This is a genomic window from Paenibacillus sp. FSL H7-0942 (genome assembly GCF_045040715.1).
GTDB lineage: Bacteria > Bacillota > Bacilli > Paenibacillales > Paenibacillaceae > Paenibacillus > Paenibacillus amylolyticus.
On the sequence record NZ_CP150279.1, the window covers coordinates 2,817,867 to 2,839,427 of the forward strand.

The 21,561-nt window shown below is 46.2% G+C and carries 16 protein-coding genes; 14 read left to right on the top strand and 2 right to left on the bottom strand.

Annotated elements, in window-relative coordinates; translation table 11 throughout:
- Window positions 1–236: 236 nt before the first annotated feature.
- The 14 genes from MHI48_RS12865 to MHI48_RS12930 all read left to right on the top strand — a co-directional run bounded on the left by MHI48_RS12865 (window position 237) and on the right by MHI48_RS12930 (window position 18,899).
- Window positions 237–1,388 carry an iron-containing alcohol dehydrogenase gene (locus tag MHI48_RS12865; protein WP_036608771.1) on the top strand — a complete coding sequence of 384 codons (1,152 nt, stop codon included), beginning with the start codon at window positions 237–239 and terminating at the stop codon, window positions 1,386–1,388.
- A 520-nt stretch (window positions 1,389–1,908) separates the two neighbouring features.
- The gene (locus MHI48_RS12870; protein ID WP_036608767.1) at window positions 1,909–3,078 is read left to right on the top strand and encodes a glucose-1-phosphate adenylyltransferase; all 1,170 of its coding nucleotides are present in this window, start codon (window positions 1,909–1,911) and stop codon (window positions 3,076–3,078) included.
- Between the two features lie 26 nt (window positions 3,079–3,104).
- The gene (gene glgD / locus MHI48_RS12875; RefSeq protein WP_036608765.1) at window positions 3,105–4,208 is read left to right on the top strand and encodes a glucose-1-phosphate adenylyltransferase subunit GlgD; all 1,104 of its coding nucleotides are present in this window, start codon (window positions 3,105–3,107) and stop codon (window positions 4,206–4,208) included.
- Between the two features lie 336 nt (window positions 4,209–4,544).
- A complete protein-coding gene (locus tag MHI48_RS12880) occupies window positions 4,545–6,977 on the top strand; it encodes a glycogen/starch/alpha-glucan phosphorylase (protein WP_405144191.1) in 2,433 nt (810 codons plus the stop codon).
- Window positions 6,978–7,241: 264 nt separating this feature from the next.
- Window positions 7,242–8,111, top strand: a complete 870-nt coding sequence (locus MHI48_RS12885) for an effector binding domain-containing protein (protein ID WP_405144193.1) — start codon at window positions 7,242–7,244, stop codon at window positions 8,109–8,111.
- 41 nt (window positions 8,112–8,152) lie between these two features.
- Window positions 8,153–8,611 carry a VanZ family protein gene (locus tag MHI48_RS12890; RefSeq protein ID WP_405144195.1) on the top strand — a complete coding sequence of 153 codons (459 nt, stop codon included), beginning with the start codon at window positions 8,153–8,155 and terminating at the stop codon, window positions 8,609–8,611.
- 345 nt (window positions 8,612–8,956) lie between these two features.
- Window positions 8,957–10,669, top strand: a complete 1,713-nt coding sequence (locus tag MHI48_RS12895; protein ID WP_405144197.1) for an alpha-glucosidase — start codon at window positions 8,957–8,959, stop codon at window positions 10,667–10,669.
- Between the two features lie 98 nt (window positions 10,670–10,767).
- The gene (locus tag MHI48_RS12900; RefSeq protein ID WP_017688878.1) at window positions 10,768–11,460 is read left to right on the top strand and encodes a metal-dependent hydrolase; all 693 of its coding nucleotides are present in this window, start codon (window positions 10,768–10,770) and stop codon (window positions 11,458–11,460) included.
- 238 nt (window positions 11,461–11,698) lie between these two features.
- Complete coding sequence (dctA, locus tag MHI48_RS12905) at window positions 11,699–13,054, top strand: C4-dicarboxylate transporter DctA (protein WP_405144199.1); 1,356 nt, start codon at window positions 11,699–11,701, stop codon at window positions 13,052–13,054.
- Between the two features lie 296 nt (window positions 13,055–13,350).
- Window positions 13,351–15,072: an alpha,alpha-phosphotrehalase gene (treC, locus tag MHI48_RS12910; RefSeq protein ID WP_339187946.1), complete on the top strand. Its 1,722-nt coding sequence runs from the start codon at window positions 13,351–13,353 to the stop codon at window positions 15,070–15,072.
- 28 nt (window positions 15,073–15,100) lie between these two features.
- Window positions 15,101–17,119: a PTS system trehalose-specific EIIBC component gene (gene treP / locus MHI48_RS12915; RefSeq protein ID WP_405144202.1), complete on the top strand. Its 2,019-nt coding sequence runs from the start codon at window positions 15,101–15,103 to the stop codon at window positions 17,117–17,119.
- Window positions 17,120–17,344: 225 nt separating this feature from the next.
- Window positions 17,345–18,193 (top strand): chemotaxis protein, encoded by an 849-nt coding sequence (locus MHI48_RS12920; RefSeq protein WP_221824917.1) that lies wholly within the window; start codon window positions 17,345–17,347, stop codon window positions 18,191–18,193.
- Window positions 18,194–18,354: 161 nt separating this feature from the next.
- The gene (locus tag MHI48_RS12925) at window positions 18,355–18,618 is read left to right on the top strand and encodes a YkgJ family cysteine cluster protein (protein ID WP_017688873.1); all 264 of its coding nucleotides are present in this window, start codon (window positions 18,355–18,357) and stop codon (window positions 18,616–18,618) included.
- A 77-nt stretch (window positions 18,619–18,695) separates the two neighbouring features.
- Window positions 18,696–18,899 carry a hypothetical protein gene (locus MHI48_RS12930; RefSeq protein WP_017688872.1) on the top strand — a complete coding sequence of 68 codons (204 nt, stop codon included), beginning with the start codon at window positions 18,696–18,698 and terminating at the stop codon, window positions 18,897–18,899.
- 86 nt (window positions 18,900–18,985) lie between these two features.
- On the opposite strand, the gene MHI48_RS12935 is transcribed toward MHI48_RS12930, so the two are convergent.
- Together MHI48_RS12935 and MHI48_RS12940 are read right to left on the bottom strand one after the other, a co-directional pair.
- Entirely contained in the window at window positions 18,986–20,101 is a 1,116-nt protein-coding gene (locus MHI48_RS12935) for an AbrB family transcriptional regulator (RefSeq protein ID WP_405144204.1), read from the bottom strand.
- Window positions 20,102–20,249: 148 nt separating this feature from the next.
- Window positions 20,250–21,560 carry an MFS transporter gene (locus tag MHI48_RS12940; protein WP_340020149.1) on the bottom strand — a complete coding sequence of 437 codons (1,311 nt, stop codon included), beginning with the start codon at window positions 21,558–21,560 and terminating at the stop codon, window positions 20,250–20,252.
- Between the last annotated feature and the right edge of the window lies 1 nt (window position 21,561).

A 21,561-nucleotide genomic window follows, 5' to 3' on the forward strand; every position in this document is an offset into this window, starting at 1 on the left:
AGGATGCTTTTAGTGTAAGTACCTTCGGTAAGGTATAAGTAGTGGATAAAGCTTTAAGATAGATAAGTAAGACGGCTTGGAGACCTGCGGGTGTCTGAGTCGTCTTTTTCATTGCAGGTAAAAATCAACCTCAGTGTAACATTTATCGGACTAATTGTGATTTATTTCACTATATCTGAAAACGGATTCAGTTACAATGTAGATAGTAAATCAGGGGTTACAGGAGGCTGGTTCAAATGGCAACACATGCATATTATGTTCCGCCCGTGAACTTGATGGGTAGAGGATGTTTACAAGAAGCAGGCCAGATGATAGAACAGATGGGTATCCGCAAAGCGCTGGTTGTAAGTGATCGTCAATTGATTACTTCAGGTGTTGCTGAACAGGTACTGTCTATATTAAGAAAATCAGGGTTAGACTATGTCGTATATGATGAGGTTCAGCCTAATCCAACATGTCAGAATGTACATGATGGACTACAAGTATTCCAGGATCATGGCTGTGACGCCATTATATCGATAGGCGGAGGTTCACCGCAGGATGCTGCCAAAGGCATTGGCATTGTAGCTACGAACGGTGGGCATATCCGTGAATATGAAGGATTTCATCAATCGAAACATAAGTCCGTGCCACTTGTGGCTGTTAACACAACGGCTGGCACATCGAGCGAGGTGACAATTAACTACGTGATTACAGATGAGGAACGTAAAGTAAAGATGGTGATGGTGGACCGCAACAGTCTGGTCTCCCTGTCGGTTAATGATCCGGAGCTGATGCTCAGCAAACCTGCAAGTCTCACAGCGGCCACAGGAATGGATGCGTTGACACATGCCGTAGAAGCCATGGTTACACCGGGTGGATTTACAGTGACAAGTGCGACAGCTGCAGCAGCTGTTGAACTGATCTTTGAATATTTGCCTAGAGCCGTGAGAGACGGCAGTGATCTGGAAGCGCGGGAACATATGACGTATGCGTGTTTCCTTGGCGGGATTGCTTTTAATAATGCGGGCTTGGGTTATGTCCATGCGATGGCGCATCAACTGGGTGGCGTATATGATCTGCCGCATGGTGTCTGTAACGCAATGTTACTCCCTTATGTGGAAGAGTTGAACGCCAAGCATGTACCCGGCAAATTCCGTCATATTGCTAAGGCAATTGGTATGGATGTGAAGGGTAGAAGTGATGAGGAGTGTTCCGATTACGTCATTGAGGCTATACGTCAGCTATCGAAGGAAGTCGGCATTCCTGAGAAACTGTCTGAACTGGGTGTAAAAGATCCCGATGTGGAACTGCTTGCCGATAACGCGATGAAAGATGCCTGTGCACCAGGCAATCCCTATCAACCGTCCAAGGATGAGGTGATGGAGCTGTTTCGCAAAATTATATAGACAGTTTCAGAAACGGATACACCAAAATAACAGACAAAATGAGCCGGGATCGAAAGTCGGCTTTTTTGTCATGTGAACTCATTCTTTTTACTTATTTTTCCACTTAATGTTTGCACAAAAACTAAAGGATTTTGCTTCTCTATTATCGAATACAATATGAATAACAGCGGCAAGAGAAAGGGTAATCTTACCCGCAACTTGATGTCGATGTTTTCCAGTAAGATTCCCCAGTCCGTTTCGTGTTTAATGTTAAATAGGAGTAGACTATTTCATTGTTCACGAGCTACACCTTAAGTTCTGCATCTAAACATTCACCTCTGTAAAACAGTCAAGCAATTCTACACCAGCATCATCTCTATTTCATGCTTTACAATCCAAGAAGTTCAACTGCAACAAAGATTCACCGGTTACACATCTGTACAGCAAGCTCCTAATCAAGACAACAGTGTCCACACAACAGAATATCGATTATGGGCTCTGAAATGAATCAGAACGAATGCACGTGGAGGAGGCTGTAATGATGGCGAAAAAAGAAGTTGTAGCGATGCTACTTGCCGGAGGGCAAGGTAAGAGGTTAAAAGGATTGACCAAATCACTGGCTAAGCCAGCTGTATATTTTGGGGGCACGTACCGAATCATTGATTTCCCGCTGAGTAACTGCTCTAATTCTGGTATTGATACAGTGGGTGTATTGACCCAATATGAACCACTTGTCTTACATTCCTATATTGGCATTGGCAGTGACTGGGATCTGGATCGGAAAAACGGCGGGGTATATGTACTTCCTCCACATGAACGTGAAGACGGTAGCAACTGGTACCGGGGTACAGCGGATGCGATCTTCCGGAACCTGAACTTTATTGAACAATTCGATCCTGAGCATGTGCTCATTCTGTCAGGGGATCATATCTATAAGATGGACTATGAAAAAATGCTCCAGTATCACAAAGAAAAAGATGCGGATTGCACCATATCGGTCATTGATGTCTCATTGGAAGAAGCCAGCCGGTTCGGAGTGCTGAACACCAACGATGACTATAGCATCTATGAATTTGAAGAAAAACCTCCTGAGCCCAAGAGCACACTGGCTTCCATGGGTATCTATCTCTTCAAGTGGGATGTACTGAAACGTTTCCTGATCCAGGATGAACAACAGGCATCCACCTCCTATGATTTTGGTAAAGATATTATTCCTTTATTGCTTGAAAATGAAAAATCCTTATATGCGTATCCATTTGAAGGTTATTGGAAAGACGTTGGTACCATTCGCAGTCTTTGGGAATCCAATATGGACCTGTTGGACGAAGACACACCGTTTAATCTGAATGATCCGGACTGGCGTATTTTCACACGTAATCCGAACCAACCTGCACAATACATCTCACCTTCGGGCAAGGTGCGGAATTGTATTATTAGTGAAGGTACTGTAGTGCATGGTGAGGTCAATCATTCTGTTCTGTTCTATGGAATTGAAGTTGGTGAGAACAGTGCGGTCATCGATTCGGTGATCATGCCAAGAGTGAAAATCGGGCAAAATGTGCGCATTTACCGAGCTATTATCGCAGAAGGATTGGTTATTCCGGATGGAACACAGATTTCGCCTGCACCGGAAGATGAGAGTGATATATTGCTCGTGGATCAGGAAGAACTGGAACGTCAGCTTCGCCAAGGAATAACTAGCAAGGCCTAATTGAAGTCAAAAGGACGGTGCATGCGATGAAACAATTGATCGGAGTTATTAACCTTGACCATGAACTTGAAGAATTGAAGGAATTGACGTATTTTCGCTGCGGAGCCGCGGTGCCTTATGCCGGGCGTTACCGTCTGATCGATTTTGTTCTATCCAATATGATGAATGCAGGCATTGAGAGTATTGGTGTATTTGTACGGCGAAAATATCGCTCGTTGATGGACCATCTTGGTGACGGTAAACCTTGGGATTTGGATCGCAAGCATGGGGGTATGTTTATTTTGCCACCAGACTGGAACGATCCAACAGATACATCACAAGGGGATTTGCAACATTTCCATAACAATTTGGACTTTTTCCACAGAGGGGCAGGACAATATGTTGTGCATGCGGGCAGTCGCCATGTGACCAAAGCAGACCTCCAGGATGTCTACAGGTATCACATCAGTAAAGGAGCGGACGTTACACTGGTCTGCAAAAAAGTAGATCAGCTGCTGCCTGAACATGACGCCTGTGTCAAAGTTGAACATGACGGGGATGGTAACGTGGTGGACATTCACCAAAGCGCTAATCACCCGAATATATATACAGAAATTTTCATCATGGAAAAAGAATTGTTCTTGCGCCAGGTGCAACGTTGCATTGATCATGGCGAGAGCCATTTCTTCCGGGATGTGATTCAAAAAAATCCGGATGGATTGAATATCGCTGCGTATGCATATGATGGCTATCACGCAGTCATCAATTCCATTGACAGTTATTATCGCAACAGTATGGATCTGCTGAACACAGGGCAATATGAACAACTGTTCAAGGAAGATCCGATCCAGACCAAAATTAAATACGAAGCGCCTGCCAAATATCTGGATACCGCCGATGTTAAACATTCACTTCTCGCGAATGGCTGCATCGTAGGTGGAGAGGTGGAGGACAGCATTCTGTTCCGTGGTGTACAGGTGGCCAAGGGTGCCAAAATAAAAGGTTCCATCATCATGCAGAAATGTTACATTGGTGAGGGGACGGTACTTGAGAATGTCATTCTCGATAAAGACGTGAAGCTGACCGGAGGACAGACGCTGATCGGCGACCCGTCGAATCCATACATTTTAGCGAAAAGTACTATTATCTAATGCCCACACGTAACCGATATCTTCTATAAATATATATAAAATAAAAATCCTGTAGGATGGATTTAAGGTTCATACACTTTCGACGCATGAATTGCATCTTCGAAAGTTCTCACCAGCATGCAAACGTAGTGGAGGGGACGAAATCGATTCTGAAGAAGCGAAGCGCTCGCCTTTATCACTGTATTTTAACATCTAATTAATAAATTCAAGAAAATACAGGGGTAACAGCGATCATAAGAACGATTCGTCACCGGAACGGCCACTTTGCACAATGTTGAGCAACAGAGTGTATGAACCGCCACCATCCTGCAGGATTTCCCCGGGAGGAACCTACTTTTGTTTGACAACAAGGAAACGTTCAAGAGTATATTTACACGGAATCTGGTCAGCAAATTGGGCAAACCGATTGAAGAAGCAACACAGGAAGACGTGTACCATGTACTGGGAAGCATGATTCGTGAATATGCAGGCCAGGATTGGGCAGCGTCGAATCAGGGGTTCAAGCAGCGCCAGGATAAACAGGTCTATTACTTCTCGCTGGAATTCCTGATTGGACGTCTGCTCGGCAACAATCTGTTGAATGTGAATGAATTGGAATTGGTGCGTGACAGTTTAGCTGAGCTGGGCTTCTCCTTGGAGGAGATAGAAGAACAGGAGGCGGATGCAGGACTCGGTAATGGAGGTCTGGGACGACTCGCTGCTTGTTTCCTGGATTCACTCGCATCACTACGATATGCAGGACATGGTTGCGGGATTCGATATAAATACGGGTTGTTTGAGCAAAAAATCATCAATGGTAATCAGGTAGAGTTACCCGACAATTGGCTGGATAAGGGCAATGAATGGGAAGTCCGCCGTCCAGACAAAAAGGTGGAAGTACAGTTCTGGGGCCGAGTAGAAGCTCATGAGCAGGATGGAGAATATCAGTTTGTTACAAAAGATGCCGAATCGGTTGTCGCCATACCGTATGACGTGCCTGTCATCGGTTATGGTCAAACCCATGTGAATACATTGCGTCTATGGAGTGCCGAGCCAAAGCGCGAAACTTCACTCGACACCCCTTCGAACTACTACGGTTATCTGGATTATAGCCGATCGGTTGAATCAATTTCGGAATTCCTGTATCCGGATGACTCTCAGTATGAAGGAAAGTTGCTGCGATTGAAGCAGCAATACTTCATGTGCTCAGCAGGTGTACAGAGCGCCTTGCGTACGTTCAACAAGCTGGAGTTACCGTATGATCGTTTGCCTGATAAAGTGGCCTTCCACATTAATGACACGCATCCAACCTTGGTTATTCCAGAACTGATGCGCATCCTGATTGATGTGAAGGGTTACGGCTGGGATGAAGCATGGGATATCACAACCCGTACTGTATCGTATACCAATCATACAACGCTTAGTGAGGCTCTTGAGAAGTGGCCTGTATCCATGATCAGCAGGCTGCTGCCACGAATCTACATGATAATTGAAGAGATCAACAAACGCTTCTGTGGCATGCTGCTGGACCGGTATCCGGGAGATCAGGATCGCATAGGGCATTTGGCGATTGTTGCAAACGATCAGGTACGGATGGCACATCTGGCGATTGTAGGCAGTCATAGCGTGAATGGTGTTGCTGCTCTGCACACCGAGATTTTGAAAGAGCGCGAGATGGCTCCGTTCTATGAACTGTATCCAGAGCGTTTCAATAACAAAACCAATGGTATCACCCATCGCCGCTGGTTGATGCATGCCAATCCGAAACTGTCGGATCTCATCACGGATACAATCGGTAACGAATGGATAACAGAGCCGGGCAAGCTGGACCAGTTGGCTGGTTTTGCGGATAATACATCATTCCAGGAGCAGTTCCGTTCAATTAAGCGGGATAACAAAGAGCGGCTTGCTGCGTATATTCTGGATCATACCGGGACAGCAGTGAATCCGGATTCCATCTTTGATGTACAGGTGAAGAGACTACACGGGTACAAACGTCAACTGTTGAACATTCTGCATGTTATGCATCTGTATAACCGGCTTAAGAATGATGCTTCGTTTGATATGGTACCACGTACGTTCATCTTTGGTGCCAAGGCAGCGCCGAGTTATTATTTTGCCAAGAAAATTATCAAGCTGATCAACAACGTGGCTGACACGGTGAATCGGGATGCGGCCGTGAATGACCGCTTGAAGGTATTTTTCCTCGAAAATTATTCCGTCTCTCTTGCAGAGAAGATCATTCCCGCTGCGGATGTTAGTGAACAGATCTCAACCGCAGGTAAGGAAGCTTCCGGTACGGGCAACATGAAATTTATGATGAACGGTGCTTTAACGATTGGCACGATGGATGGAGCCAACGTGGAGATGGCGGAGCAGGTTGGGGAAGAAAATATGTTCATCTATGGTCTGCGTGCAGACGAAGTACTTGAGTATTATCGTTCCGGCAGCTATCGTCCGAATGAGATTGTGCAGCACGATGAACGCATTCGCGAGGTCGTGGAGCAACTGGTGCATCCAGGTGCATTCTGTTATCGTGACGGGGAGTTCTGGGATATTTATGACTCCTTGCTGGCCCATGGTGACGAATACTTTGTATTGCGTGATTTTGCTGCTTATGCCGACGCGCATGATGCGATTGACCAGGCGTATCGGGATATTCCGGGCTGGACTCGGAAAGCGATATTAAACACGGCACATTCCGGCATATTCTCCAGTGATCGTACCATTAGTGAGTATGCGACAGATATCTGGGGTATTCATCCCGTGTCCGGGAACTGGAAAGGTTAAGCATAGATTGTTAAACAAACAAGTCCCCTTGTTCACAAGAGCTATCTCTGTTGGTAAATCAACCAGCGTAGAGAGCATCTCCTTGTAGAACAAGGGGGTTTTGGCATACAGTGTATCATAGTGTCATTCAACTTGAAGAGAATCGGAACTCGCGTATCTTTCGTCATACAAGTTCGCACACAAAATCAAAAAAAAGATCTGGATCTCAGTCATACTACATAAGAAATCGTTTGATATTTTGAAGTAGATAGGGGAGCCATCACTATGGATCATTACACACGAATTCAGCTTGCTATTGAGTATTTGGAGCAACATTTGCAAGATGATTTTAATATCAGAGAGACGTCCGCTGCTGCGAGCTTTTCGGCGTTTCATTTTCAGCGTTTATTCCAGGCGATCACGGGATTCACGGTACTGGAGTACGTGCGCAGACGCAGATTAACGGAAGCTGTAGGGATGCTGCGGGGCACATCGGAAGGCATATTGGACATTGCGATGAGCTTTGGCTACCAATCTCAAGAGGCATTTACCCGTGCATTTTCAGCCTACTTTGGAATGACACCGGCGAAGCTGCGTAAGCTGGAAGTGGATCAGTTGTCTCTTCTGAAGATGCAACAGAGCATTGATTTTAACGATTATCGAACTCGGCTTGGTGGAACTTTCCACATGAACACACCCCGTCTGGTCACACGGGAACCGAACTGGATTGTCGGCTATAAATATAAGACCAACCTGAATGACAATCAGCATTATGCTGAAATACCCGGATTTTATCACGATTTTGGCATGGAACAGAAATTCATGGCGATCCCGGAGAGGACACGCCCTGATATGGCTTACGGTGTGGCCTGTCATTTTGAAGAGGATGGAGCATTTTCTTTTATTGTGGGTGAAGAAAGCAGTGGAGCATCGCAGGTACTTGAACCCGGTTTTACCTCGATTGAAATTCCCGGCGGCTTGTATGCAGAGTTCACCGTGGAAGGCTCCGGGCAGGATATTCGGAAAATGATCTATGGCAGCTGGTTGCCGCAGTCGAACTATGAACGGAGGGAAGGACCAGACTTTGAAGTGATTGATGTCTGGAAATCGACCCCTGAACAACTGGACATGAAGATATATATCCCGTTAAAATAGACCTTACCGCTTCGCGGAATTCAAGGTCGGAGGACGGATGAATGAGCGAAAAGTCATGGCTTCACTCCAAGTGGATGTTATTAATTGTTGCTTGCATGGCAGCGCTCTACATACTGATTATGGGCAATTTACTGTTCATCAGTGGCCGAACACCTAGCATGTATTATCAATATAATCTCGTACCCTTCGAGACGATTCGTCCACTTCTTATGGAGAGGGAGAGGTACAATACAGATACCTGGGTCAAAAACCTGTTTGGCAATATCGTATTGTTCATTCCGCTGGGCATCTGGATTCCATGGTTGTTTCGGAGGTGCCGCACATTTCTGACCTTTACATCTACAGTTGTTTTACTTCTACTGGGTGTTGAGGTCACACAATTGATTACACGTGTAGGTTCGTTTGATGTGGATGACATCATTCTGAACACGATCGGTGCCTGGATAGGTTACGTCGGATATAAGTTAATCTTATGTTCACGAAGAAGGACTCGGAATTGAACCGCAGATCGCGGTCCATGACCGGGTCTTTTTGCATAAGATACCTTTCAAATGTTTACAAGGGAATCATTTCGGATAAAACATATTAACGGCTTAATACAGTGAGCAGAGATTATATATAAATTTAACTAAACATTTACACGAAACGGAGAGGACAGAAATAACCTGAAGAAGCGAAAGCGTTCGCCTAAAAGCTTTCTGAAAGAAAGCTGCATCGGAAGCATAAGCTATCACCGGATTTTCCCCTTATAAGGGGAATTCATAAAATCTGGGGATAACAGCGATCGGAAGGCTGTTCTGTCATCGGAGTGTCCAGTGTAAATATTCTTTCGTTCAATTTATATATTGAACAATGATGAGAGCGAGGTGGGCGATATCGTTTGGTGGAAAGAGAGTGTGGTATACCAGATTTACCCGAGCAGCTTTAAGGATTCGGACGGAGATGGATATGGCGACTTGCAGGGGATCTATGAGAAGCTCGATTATTTGGAGAATTTGGGCGTAGATGTGATCTGGCTCTGTCCCATTTACGATTCACCAGGACATGATAACGGATATGATATCCGGGATTATTACGGCATTTTACGCAAGTATGGCACGATGGAGGATTTTGATCGATTATTGGCAGAGGCACACAAGCGTGGTCTCAAGATCATGATGGACCTGGTGCTGAATCATACGTCAGATGAACATGCGTGGTTTGCTGAATCGCGTTCATCAAAGATGAATCCGAAGCGGGATTATTATATTTGGCGTTCAGGCAAAAATGGGCAGGTGCCGAATAATTGGGAGTCCTATTTTGGAGGTTCGGTGTGGAAGCATGATCCCGAGACAAATGAATATTATCTGCATCTGTATTCCGAACAGCAACCGGATCTCAACTGGAACAATGCACAGATGGCAGAAGAGATGTATGAGATGGTGCATTGGTGGCTGGAAAAAGGGGTCGACGGATTCCGTTTCGATGCAGTAGCGCATATCGCCAAGGCAGAGGGTCTGCCAAGTGCACACAATCCGGATAATCTGCCGGTGGTTCCAGCGTATCAGCTCTTTTCCAACCTGGAACAGGTACACTCCATCCTGAAGAAACTGAATAACATGATCCTGAAACCCTACGGACCCATGACAGTTGGTGAGACTTCGGGACTTGGACCTGAGCAGGCCTTGGCTTATGTCGGGACGGATCGTGACGAGCTTAATATGGTATTCCAGTTTGAGCATATGTTCATTGATGCTAAATCCTCCGGAATTGGTAAATGGAACTATAAGGAATGGAAATTGACAGATCTCAAAGAAATCATGAGCCGGTGGCAAACGGTTTTGCATGGTAGAGGCTGGAACGCCAATTATATGGGGAACCATGATCAGCCACGTCCGGTTTCCCGTTTTGGTGATGATGGTAAATATCGGGTGCGTTCTGCTCAGATGCTGGCGACATGGATGCTCACACTCGAAGGGACCCCCTACATCTTTCAAGGAGAAGAGATCGGCATGACCAATGTCGCTTTCCCGAATATCGAACAATACCGGGACATCGAGACCAAAAATTATTTCAATCATTACATTGGTCAAGGTAAATCAAAGCATGAAGTTATGCAGGCGATTTGGCTGAAGAGTCGCGATAATGCCCGCACGCCGATGCAATGGGATGAGACGGAACATGCAGGTTTTACCCAGGGTCAGCCGTGGATTCAGGTGAATGATAATTATCCTGAGATTAATGTGGCTGATGCCGAAAGTGATCCGCAATCCATTTTGCATTATTACCGTAAGTTAATTGCCCTTCGCAAACAACATAAAGTGCTTATCTATGGCGCGTATGAACTGCTGCTACCGGATGATCCGGATATCTATGCCTATACACGAACGCTGGATGATGAGCAGATGTTGGTCATTCTGAATTTCCGTGGGCATGAGCCTGAGATGCACTGGCCGGAAGGTTGGACTTCCGAGCATGCCAAGCTGATCATCAGCAATGTGAGCAGACGTTATTCTACCGATGAAGGTGCCATTCAGCTTCAGCCGTATGAAGCAAGGGTGTATCGTAAGCAACGTTGACACGGAGGCTAGCGTAATTTTGCGTTGGTGAAGAGCTATGATTTATAATAAATAGTGGTTTTCAAAATAATCAAAACATATGTCGGGAGGAATCCAAGTTGTTGAATATTACGTTCCACGGTCACTCCAGTGTACAGCTGGGCACAGAAGAAAAGTCTCTGATCATTGATCCCTTCCTGCGTGGCAACGAGCTTGCCGTCACGAAGCCTGAAGATATTAAGACAGATGTTGTGTTGCTGACACATGCACATATGGATCACATCCTCGATGCTGAACCTATTGCCAAAGCAAATAACGCCAAAGTTGTGGCTATTGTGGAATTGGCTACATATATGTCTTGGAAGGGCCTGGATACACTCGGCATGAACATGGGCGGAACGGTAGATCTTGATTTTGCTCAAGCCAAAATGATTCAGGCGTTCCATACTTCCGGGATTGTGCTCGAAGAAGAACAACGGATCATGTATGCAGGTTTGCCTGCTGGATATATCATTAATATTGGTGGTAAAACGATTTTGCATGCCGGAGACACAAGTCTCTTCGGGGATATGAAAATGATCGGTGATCGTCATGATATTGATGTAGCTTTCTTGCCGATTGGTGGACATTTCACCATGGGACCTGAGGATGCGCTGCAAGCGGCCGAATGGTTTAATGCCAAACTGACGATTCCGGTTCATTATGATACGTTTCCGGTAATTCGTCAGGATGCAGAACACTTCGTGCAACAACTGGCTGCAAAAGGGTTGGAAGGACGTGTGCTAGCCCCGGGAGAATCGATTACCCTGTGATGCACATTTAACCCCTGTTCAATAATAAGTGGATTTATGGATAAAGACGAATATCACGTCAAGATAACTGACGTGATATTCGTCTTTTTTCGGTTTCAGGTTCAATTTTCACCAATAGAGTTGGTACAAATGACAAAAACATTGAAATTCCATTGTTGAATTCCCTTTTAGAATGATATAAAAAGTTACACGGAAACCAAACGGAAATCCGAATTGACCGCAAACAGGGGGAGCGTTCATGTCATTTATGAAATCATTATTTTTTCAAATTATTGTAGCGGTAATCATCGGGATTGGCGTAGGCATTCTGTGGCCGGATCTGGGTAGCCTGCTGCAACCGCTCGGAACAGGTTTCATCAAATTGATCAAGATGATCATCGCACCACTGATTTTCATGGTGATTGTGACAGGTATTGCCAAGATCGGTGATCTGAAGTCAGTAGGTCGCATCGGACTGAAAGCCATCGTGTGGTTCGAAATTGCAACTACAGTGGCGCTGGTACTTGGATTGGGAACAGCCAATCTGCTTCGCCCCGGTGCCGGAATGAACGTGGACCCTTCAACCATAGATACAAGCGGTATTGAAGCAAAAACTAATGGTTCCGAGTTACCGCATACGGTAGACTTTATCATGAATATTATTCCGACAAGTGTTGTAGATGCCTTTGCACAAAATGCACTTCTGCAAGTACTGCTCGTGGCATGTCTGTTCGGGGTTGCCCTGGCAGCAACAGAGAGTAAGGCAAAAGAGAATGTACTGACGCTGATTGAGAACTTGCTCGGCATTGTGTTCCGTATCATCGGTTATATCATGAAACTCGCGCCAATTGGTGCATTTGGAGCCATGGCCTACACGGTAGGTGCCTATGGGGCATCCACATTGTCGTCCTTTGGTCTGCTGATTCTGGCCTGTTACGGCGCAGCACTGCTGTTTTTGGTCATGTTGGCATTGGCTGCCTGGTGGATTACCGGGGTAAATTTCCTGCAATTTGTGAAATATACCCGTTCTGAAGTGATGCTGGCGATTGGAACCGGATCATCAGAAGTGGTGATGCCACGCATGATGGACAAACTAACCAAGGCGGGTTGTGATCGTGCGGTTGTGGGTCTTGTAGTGCCGACAGGGTACTCGTTTAATCTGGATGGCGCTTCGATCTATTTATCCTTGGCCACGGTTTTTGTTGCTCAGGCCGTAGGGATTGAACTGACATTGATGCAGCAAATTACGATTTTACTGGTGTTGATGTTAAGTTCCAAAGGCATGGCAGGAGTACCTGGCTCCGCATTCTTGGCCCTGTCCGCAACGGCAGTGGCTGTCAATGCTTTTCCGGTAGCAGCGGTTGCTCTGCTGCTTGGTGCAGATCGATTCATGGATACAATGCGTGTATTCACCAACCTGATGGGCAACTGTGTTGCAGCATTTGTGGTGGCAAAATGGGAAGGTCTGCTGGATCAAAAGCGAATGCGTGCCGTACTCTCTGGTGAGATCAGTGCCGCTGAACTGGAAAGGGAAGAGCAAGCTGCACTATCTCTATTGAAGTTGAATATGCAGGAAAAACAAGGGAAAGCCGTTGTTTCACCGGAGATGTCGTAAGAAGCGTTTTTGAAAAATTCAACCAAGTTCAACCCAATTAGACCGTCTGTTGCCCGCACCAATGGTGGGAAGAACAGACGGTTTCTTGTTGTCTCAATACAGATATCATTGGGTTCACGAACGCAGGTTCCAAAATAAATGTTACAGAGGAAAGATTTATGGGGAATGTGTAGAAGAGGCGGAGAATATACATATTATAGTTTCAACTTGTATATACATGTTTACTTATGTAATATAGATATGAAGTTAGCCGAGAACATCACATAAGAGCATTACAATTTATTGGAGGCGTTAACATGAGTTCTAATAACACAACTCCGTCATCTTGGTGGAAGACATCAACGGTGTATCAGGTATATCCGAAGAGTTTTAATGATACAACCGGATCGGGTACTGGAGATATTCGTGGATTAACCGAGAAGCTTGATTATTTGCAGCATCTGGGTATCGATATTGTGTGGTTGCAGCCGGTATATGTATCTCCGCAGCATGATAATGGATATGACGTAGCGGACTATTACCGGATTAATCCGGATTATGGGACGATGGAGGATTTTGACGAACTGCTGGAAGGTCTGAAGGCTCGTGATATGAAACTGATGATTGATATCGTGGTGAATCACTCCTCGACCGATCATGAGTGGTTCCAGCAATCCCGTTCTTCCAAGGATAATCCGTATCGGGATTATTATATTTGGAAAGATCCTGCTCCGGATGGCGGTGTGCCAAACAACTGGCAATCCAAGTTCGGTGGGCCTGCTTGGCAGTTCGATGAACAGACGGGACAATATTTCCTGACTTTATTTGATAAAACGCAGGCAGATCTCAATTGGGAGAATGAAGAAGTACGCAAAGCTGTACGGGATATGATCAAGTTCTGGGCCGAAAAAGGTGTGGATGGTTTCCGTATGGACGTGATCAACCTGATCTCCAAAGACCAGCGGTTCCCTGATGATGATGGCAGCGTGTCACCGGGTGATGGACGCAAATATTACACGGATGGACCACGTGTGCATGAGTACATCACCGAGATGTATGATGAAGTATTCGGGCCTCACAACATGGTGACTGTAGGGGAGATGTCCTCCACAACACTGGAACATTGTATCCAATATTCGAACCCGGCTTCCCGGGAGTTTTCGATGACGTTTAACTTCCATCACCTGAAAGTGGATTATCCGAATGGTCAGAAGTGGGAACTGATGCCGTATGATTTCGAAGCGATGAAGCAGCTCTTCAGTGAGTGGCAAACTGGCATGCAGGCCGGTGGAGGTTGGAACGCGCTGTTCCTTAATAACCATGATCAGCCTCGGGCACTGTCCAGATTCGCCGATGATGGTGATTATCGTGCCGAGAGTGCGAAGATGCTTGCAACAACGATACACGGCATGCAAGGTACGCCTTATGTCTACCAGGGAGAAGAGATCGGCATGCCGAATCCGGTCTGGAATGACGTTAGCGAGTTCCGCGATATCGAATCAACGAATATGTACCGTTTGCTTCAGGAAGAACGAGGCAAATCCGCTGAAGAAGCATTCAACATTGTAAAAGAGCGTTCCCGGGACAACTCTCGGACACCGATGCAATGGAATGGAAGTAAGAACGCCGGATTTACTAGCGGAACACCTTGGCTTAAGGTGGATGAGCGGTATCCTTCCATTCACGTGGAACAGCAGCTGGCTGATCCAGATTCGATCTACTATCACTACCGCAAATTGATTGCCCTGCGTAAACAGGTTAACGTGCTGATTGACGGTCTGTATGAACGATTGGACGATGCACACCCGAATGTATTCGCGTACGCACGGACCAATGGAAGTGAAACTCTGATTGTTGTATCCAACTTCAGTAAACGAGACGTCACGTTCTCGCTTCCGGAAGCGGTCTGGAATGATCACATTGCAGGCAAATCAGCAGAGTTACTCATAGGAAATACGGAGGCAGCCCCTGCGCTGACGCAGGAAATCTCTCTCAGTCCGTATGCATCCTATATGTGGCTTGTGCCACAACAGGACTAATCACATTTTATAAATAGGAAGTGACACTATGGCAATCGATAAAAAACAGGTTGAGGAGATCGTCCGGGCAGTCGGTGGCAAAGAGAATATTGAAGCTGCTACACACTGTGTTACACGACTCCGGTTTGCCTTGTATGATGAGAGTAAAGTGGATACTGAAAGTCTGGATCAGAATGATCTGGTTAAAGGACAGTTCTCTTCCCAAGGACAATTCCAGGTCGTTATTGGGCCTGGTCTGGTGGATAAAGTCTATGATGAGATGATTCAGATTACCGGGGGAGATCGTTCTTCCAAGGATGATGTGAAGGCGGTTGCTGGTAAAAAGCAAAATCCAATCCAGCGAGCGATCAAAACACTCTCGGATATTTTCATTCCGATCTTGCCTGCAATCATTACGGCAGGTCTTTTGCTCGGGATTAACAATATTCTGACAGGTCCAGGCATTTTCTTTGATGGAAAATCACTAGTGGATGTTTATCCAGCCTGGAAGGATCTTGCGTCCATTATTAATACGATCGCAAGTACAGCCTTCACGTTCCTGCCGGCGCTAATTGGTTGGGCAGCTGTAAAAAGGTTCGGCGGCAGTCCGCTGCTCGGGATCGTGCTGGGTCTCATTCTGGTACATCCCGATCTGCTGAGTGCATATGGTTACGCTGATGCCGTGAATAATGGCACGGTGCCAACATGGAATCTGTTCGGTTGGGAGATTGAGAAGATCGGTTATCAAGGGCAGGTTCTGCCGGTACTGGTATCGGCGTATCTGCTTGCGAAGATGGAGATTTTCCTGAACAAAAGGGTACATGATTCAATTAAACTGCTGGTCGTTGCACCAGTTACGTTGCTGATTACCGGATTCCTGGCATTTACGATTATTGGACCGGTTACATTTGCCATTGCAAATGCAATTACATCCGGCTTGATCTATGTATACGATTCATACGCGGCGCTGGGTGGTCTGATCTACGGTGGTCTGTACGCTTTGCTCGTTATCACCGGTATGCATCACACGTTCCTCGCGGTGGATGTTCAGCTCATTGGTAGTCAGGGCGGTACGTTCCTGTGGCCGATGCTGGCATTGTCCAATATCGCACAGGGTTCGGCGGCACTTGCGATGATGCTTGTCCTGCGTGAGAAGAAAATGAGAGGACTTGCGGCAACGTCCTCGGTATCGGCCTTCCTCGGGGTAACTGAGCCGGCGATCTTCGGAGTGAATATCCGTTACCGTTATCCGTTTATCTTTGGTATGATCGGTTCCGCGATTGGTGGTGTGCTGCTGACGATGAATAATGTTCAGGCAACCTCCATCGGTGTAGGTGGTGTACCTGGATTCCTGTCGATTTTCCCTGACAAATGGGGCGTTTTCTTCATCGGCATGGCGATTGTCTTGGTTGTACCGTTTGTACTGACCGTCCTTTTTGGCAGAGCCAAACTGAGAAAAGAAGATCGTAGTGCAAGCAATGAAACCGTTGCTGAGCCTAAAGCGGCTACATCGCAGTCTGCTTCGGGTGTTACCTCTTCAACTGCAAAAACAGATCCAAACCTGCGCACACGTAGTGCAGCTCAAGTAGGAGACGAAGCCGTGAATACACTGGAAATCATGGCGCCTTTAACAGGCCAGGCCGTGTCACTGGAGCAAGTACCTGATCCGGCTTTTGCCGAGAAACAGATGGGTGAGGGTGTAGCAATCGAACCTTCCAGCAACGTTGTTGTTGCCCCGTTTGATGCTCAGGTAGCTCATGTGATCAAAAGTAAACATGCGGTGATTCTTGAACACGCGAGTGGATTACAAGTTCTGATTCATGTCGGGATTAATACAGTATCCCTCAAAGGTGAAGGCTTCAACATGCATGTGGAAGCTGGCGAGCATGTAAAAGCTGGACAAAAGCTGTTGGAGTTTGATCGTAAGGTAATTGAAGATGCGGGATACCCGCTGATTACACCGATTATCATTCCAGATGGTCAGGATATGGTTGAACGGGTGGAAGTCACGACAGGTGATGTTACATCTAATCAAAATGGTGTGTTGAAGGTTCATCTGAAAGGTTAATTGAATACAACAACAAGAAGGGGCTGCGTGATGCGCAGCTCCTTTTTGCTGTATGGTCGTTATTTTCATGACGATCATGGTAAACTGTATATAAAATGGAAGAATCACATTTTTAAAATAATGGTGGTTGGAAAGGTTCTTCTGACAAAGCAAGCTTCAGGCATGTTCGAGTCGTGGCGTTCATATGGTGGAGAAAGAGTTCCTAGATCGATGAGGAGGAGAGCCATGACACGTATTGCGGTGATGGTCATTCATGGGCTGGGTATGCGGAAGGATGGGTACGCGGACAAGCTGATTGCTTGTTTGCATAAGGAATTGGACAAGGTGATGGTCTTGCCTGGAGCCTCTAAACAGATGCTGGATATCGAACCTGTATATTGGGCGGATGTATTTGAGGAGCGGGAAGAGGCGCTCTTTCAACAGCTCGTCAGCTCTCCGGGATTGAACTTTCAGGCGTTGCGCCGATTTGTCATCCATTACCTGGCTGATGCGGTTGCTTATCAACCGGTGGAAAATCAAGGCCATAACTATGATGCCGTACATCGAACGTTGAATCAGGCTATGCATACTCTTGCACAGCGTAATGGACCGGAAGCTCCACTCTGTGTGGTTGCCCATAGTTTGGGTGCCGTAATCGCCAGTAACTTCTTCTACGATCTGCAATATCCGTCCAGTCGTGTTCCTGAGGTTGTGGATGTGAACTCGGCTCTGGAGCGGGGCGACACGCTGACCCATTTTTACTCGTTTGGTACAACCCTGCCCTTATGGAGTTTGCGTTACCATGACTTTAGTTGCCCAATTCAGGTGCCCTCTTCCCATGTGAATCAGTATTATGCCGGGCTGGAAGGGGAGTGGGTGAACTTCTACGATCGGGATGATATTCTGGGTTATCCGTTACGTCCCATTGATCCTGCTTATGAGAAAGCGGTCAAAGAAGATATTGAAGTGAACTCTGGCGGCGTGGCTATGAGTTGGAATCCGCTAAGTCATGGGGGGTATTTTTCCAATCGAAGCATGAATCGGAGAATTGCTCAGGGGCTGGCTCGAACCTGGACCTGGATAAATCGCTCATAATTAAGAGGTAGTTCAAAACGTCCGCTTTTGATTACGAAGGATGCCTTATGGCATCATCAGTATCGAAGATGGAATTCATCCCATCTTCTTGGTACTGAAAACCGATCTTTTTGAACACGTATTGTAAGTAATATAAGTATTAAAATTAGGAGGGAATATGTATGGAATGCAGGACAGGCTGTGCCGCATGTTGTATCGCGATTTCCATATCATCACCGATACCGGGCATGGCTCATGGCAAGCCGGCAGGTGTACGTTGTGTGCAGCTTACCGATGATAATCGCTGCGGAATTTTTGGCCAAAAAGATCGTCCTGCGGTATGCAGTGGATTGCAAGCTGAGGAAGAGATGTGTGGTAGCACCGATCAGGAAGCATTTGATATTCTAACCTGGTTGGAGCAAGAAACTGCACCAAAGGTAATATGAGTAGGTTGTTTTAATGAATTGGGATAATTATACTTAATAGGGAAGAAGGTTGATCAGAGAGAGGAGATGCGAATACAATGGGGCTTGTTAAACGTTTTGTATTGGTTGTTGTGAATATGATCGGAGAGTTATGGATGGGGTTTTACCGACGTAACTCGGATTATTATGACCATCAGACTTCGGAGTCCAAAAGTAAGATTGGCTATTATGCATTTATTATTGGGGCAACAGTGGTTACGGTGGGCATTGTAGGCTGGATGTACAACCGAATTTATTCATAAGTAGTCTGTACAAATAAAAGAGAGTATCCGCAGGATGTGACATCAAATGGATACTCTCTTTGTCATGGAATCGGGGCGAAATATGATCATTGAAGTGAGGGCTCTGCTTTTTTTTCTTTTAACATATGTACAAGAATCATCTTCAGTACGGAAGAGACGATGAAAAAGATAAACAGGATGCGGAACAATTGATACCCGGATACAACCGAAAGATCGGCATTCACTTCATGTGCCATGATACTCATCTGATCCATGCCGCCAGGGGCCATACTGAGTAGTGAGGTTGCCGCGGAGAGGGAGAACACATTCATTAATAGATAACTCAATCCAAGCGCACCAACAATGAGCAGTACACTACTAGTCACCGCTAGAGTGACTGTCTGTGTCTTGCGTTGCAACTGTTCCGGCTTGAGCATCAATCCAACGTGACTGCCAATCATCAATTGCGATACGTTTAAGAGGGAGGTTGGCAGACTGGGTGTGTGCATCGATGTACTTAATTGAACGACACACATGACAATCATGGGACCCAGCATAAAGGCCGTCGGAAATTGGAGTTTGCGTGCAACCCATGCACCCGCTACACAGAGCGGAGCATAGACAAGAATCTCCGGGAAAAGGGAACCCCACGTCCCTACGTCAATGAACGGATGATCCAAACCTCCACCTGCGGTACCTCCAATCCACGGACTGAACAGCAGGAACGGAACACAGAAGACAATCATGATCAGCCGGGTCACCTGCAAAAAGGTAACTAGCGTCAAGTTGATGGATTTCATCTCTTCTGCAAGGGACACCATCTGGGATAGTCCTCCTGGAATGCTGCCCACCAGTAGGGAGGGGAAATCAAAGTCGGTTACCTTTGAAGCGATGTAGGCCGTAATTACACACAATCCGATTAACAGCAACGTCATCAGAAGCATCATGGGAAGTTGTTGCAAAATGCCGTGCAGTGCCTCTTTAGTTAAGGTGAGTCCAATCGAATAACCAACAATCAGAATGCCATAGTCCCGAATGGAGGCAGGCCACATGAGCGGCCATTTGGCGACTTGGGAGCCAAGCAGCATAAATACCATTGGCCCGAGCAACCACGGGATCGGTGTATGAATGATTGTGAACAGCAATCCGCCAAGAACAGAGACACCCAGACTAAGAAAAAACCGAAAGACAACGTGGGAACCAAGCTTGCGCATCAGTTCCATCCGTTTAGCCTACCGGTTGAATGAGGTGGTATGAGATTCAGGTATGCATTCAGGTTTAATGAAGGATTCATGTTCATGTGTGATCACTCCTGATGATGAGATACGTTGCGTTATCTGCGGAACAACCAGACTGCTACTGTTCAACTCATTAAGATCCTGCAAGAGCCGTAGCGGAAGGTTTGGGTTCTCTGAACATTACAAAGTACATCAGTGATGAAATAACGTATAGACAGCCTGTGATGCTGAAAGTGATCGCATAACCCCAATACGTTCCGTACGTGGTGACCAGATAGGATTGAACGGGTCCCATGGTCGCCCAACCAATCATGAACGAGGTCTGCATTAGTGAATTGGCAATGCCGCGGCGTTTGTCAGAGATCCGATCCACCAGTATGGCTGAATGAATGGGATTGGCTGCGTTCATCAATGCTTGTCTGAATAAGAAACTGAGCGAAGCGATGAACAACAGATTGGTGAAGCCTGTTAATAGAAGGAAGGGCAGCGACATGACCTGGAAAATGACAACAGCTCTTACGCTTCCGACCTTTGCCGCCAAGGTAGGACCAATCAGCATGGATACAATAGTCATAATCTGACCAAGTGCAATCAGTAAGCTCATGCCGCTCAGAGAAACCGAGAACCGATTGGTGAAATACAGATTCAGATACGGTACAACCAGTCCAGAACCTAATCCAATTAACAACTGAGTCACTATAAACTGACCAATCAGTCGGGAATCTTTTTTCTTCGTGATCGAATCCACCGTGCTTGGGGTATTCGTTGAACTTTCTTTTAGCTCCGCATTGGGTTGAAGAACGGGTTGCGCCGGAATGGTTGTCTGCGGAGCAGCCTTGCCTTCGGTTACAAATAACAGTGGAATAAATGCAGCCAGTGTTGCTGCACCCCCGACAAATAAAACCGTCTGCAATCCGGTCACTTTGGCGAGTCCAGCCGTATGTAACAAATCTGCGAATACACCGCCGCCCAGGCTACCAAGCACCTGGGAAGCGAGCACAAGGGATGAATAATAACTGAACATCTTCAGCCGCTGGCTTTTCTTGACGTTTTCCGCCAGATAAGGAATGGCCAGTACTTGGAACACCCCAGCGAAAAGGCCAGAGAATACCGCGAACCAGATCAGTCCTGTAGCCGAATAATCGAAGGAGCGTCCAATCAGAAAGATTCCGCTGAATAACGCCCCGGTAATGAGTAATCGCTTGCGGCTGAACAGATCACCGCATAGACCGATAGGAACAAACATAATGGCTGTTGCGAGTGATTGAATACTTACAATCTGGCCGTTCATTGTATCATTATAGCCCAGACCCTGAATGTACAGATTGTACAAGACAGAGAACATGCCATTTCCGATCTGATACAGAATGCTAGCCAGGAAAAACAGTTGAATATTGCGGGACCAGCCGCGAATTTCATCATTTATATGTTGTAAAACTCTCAAG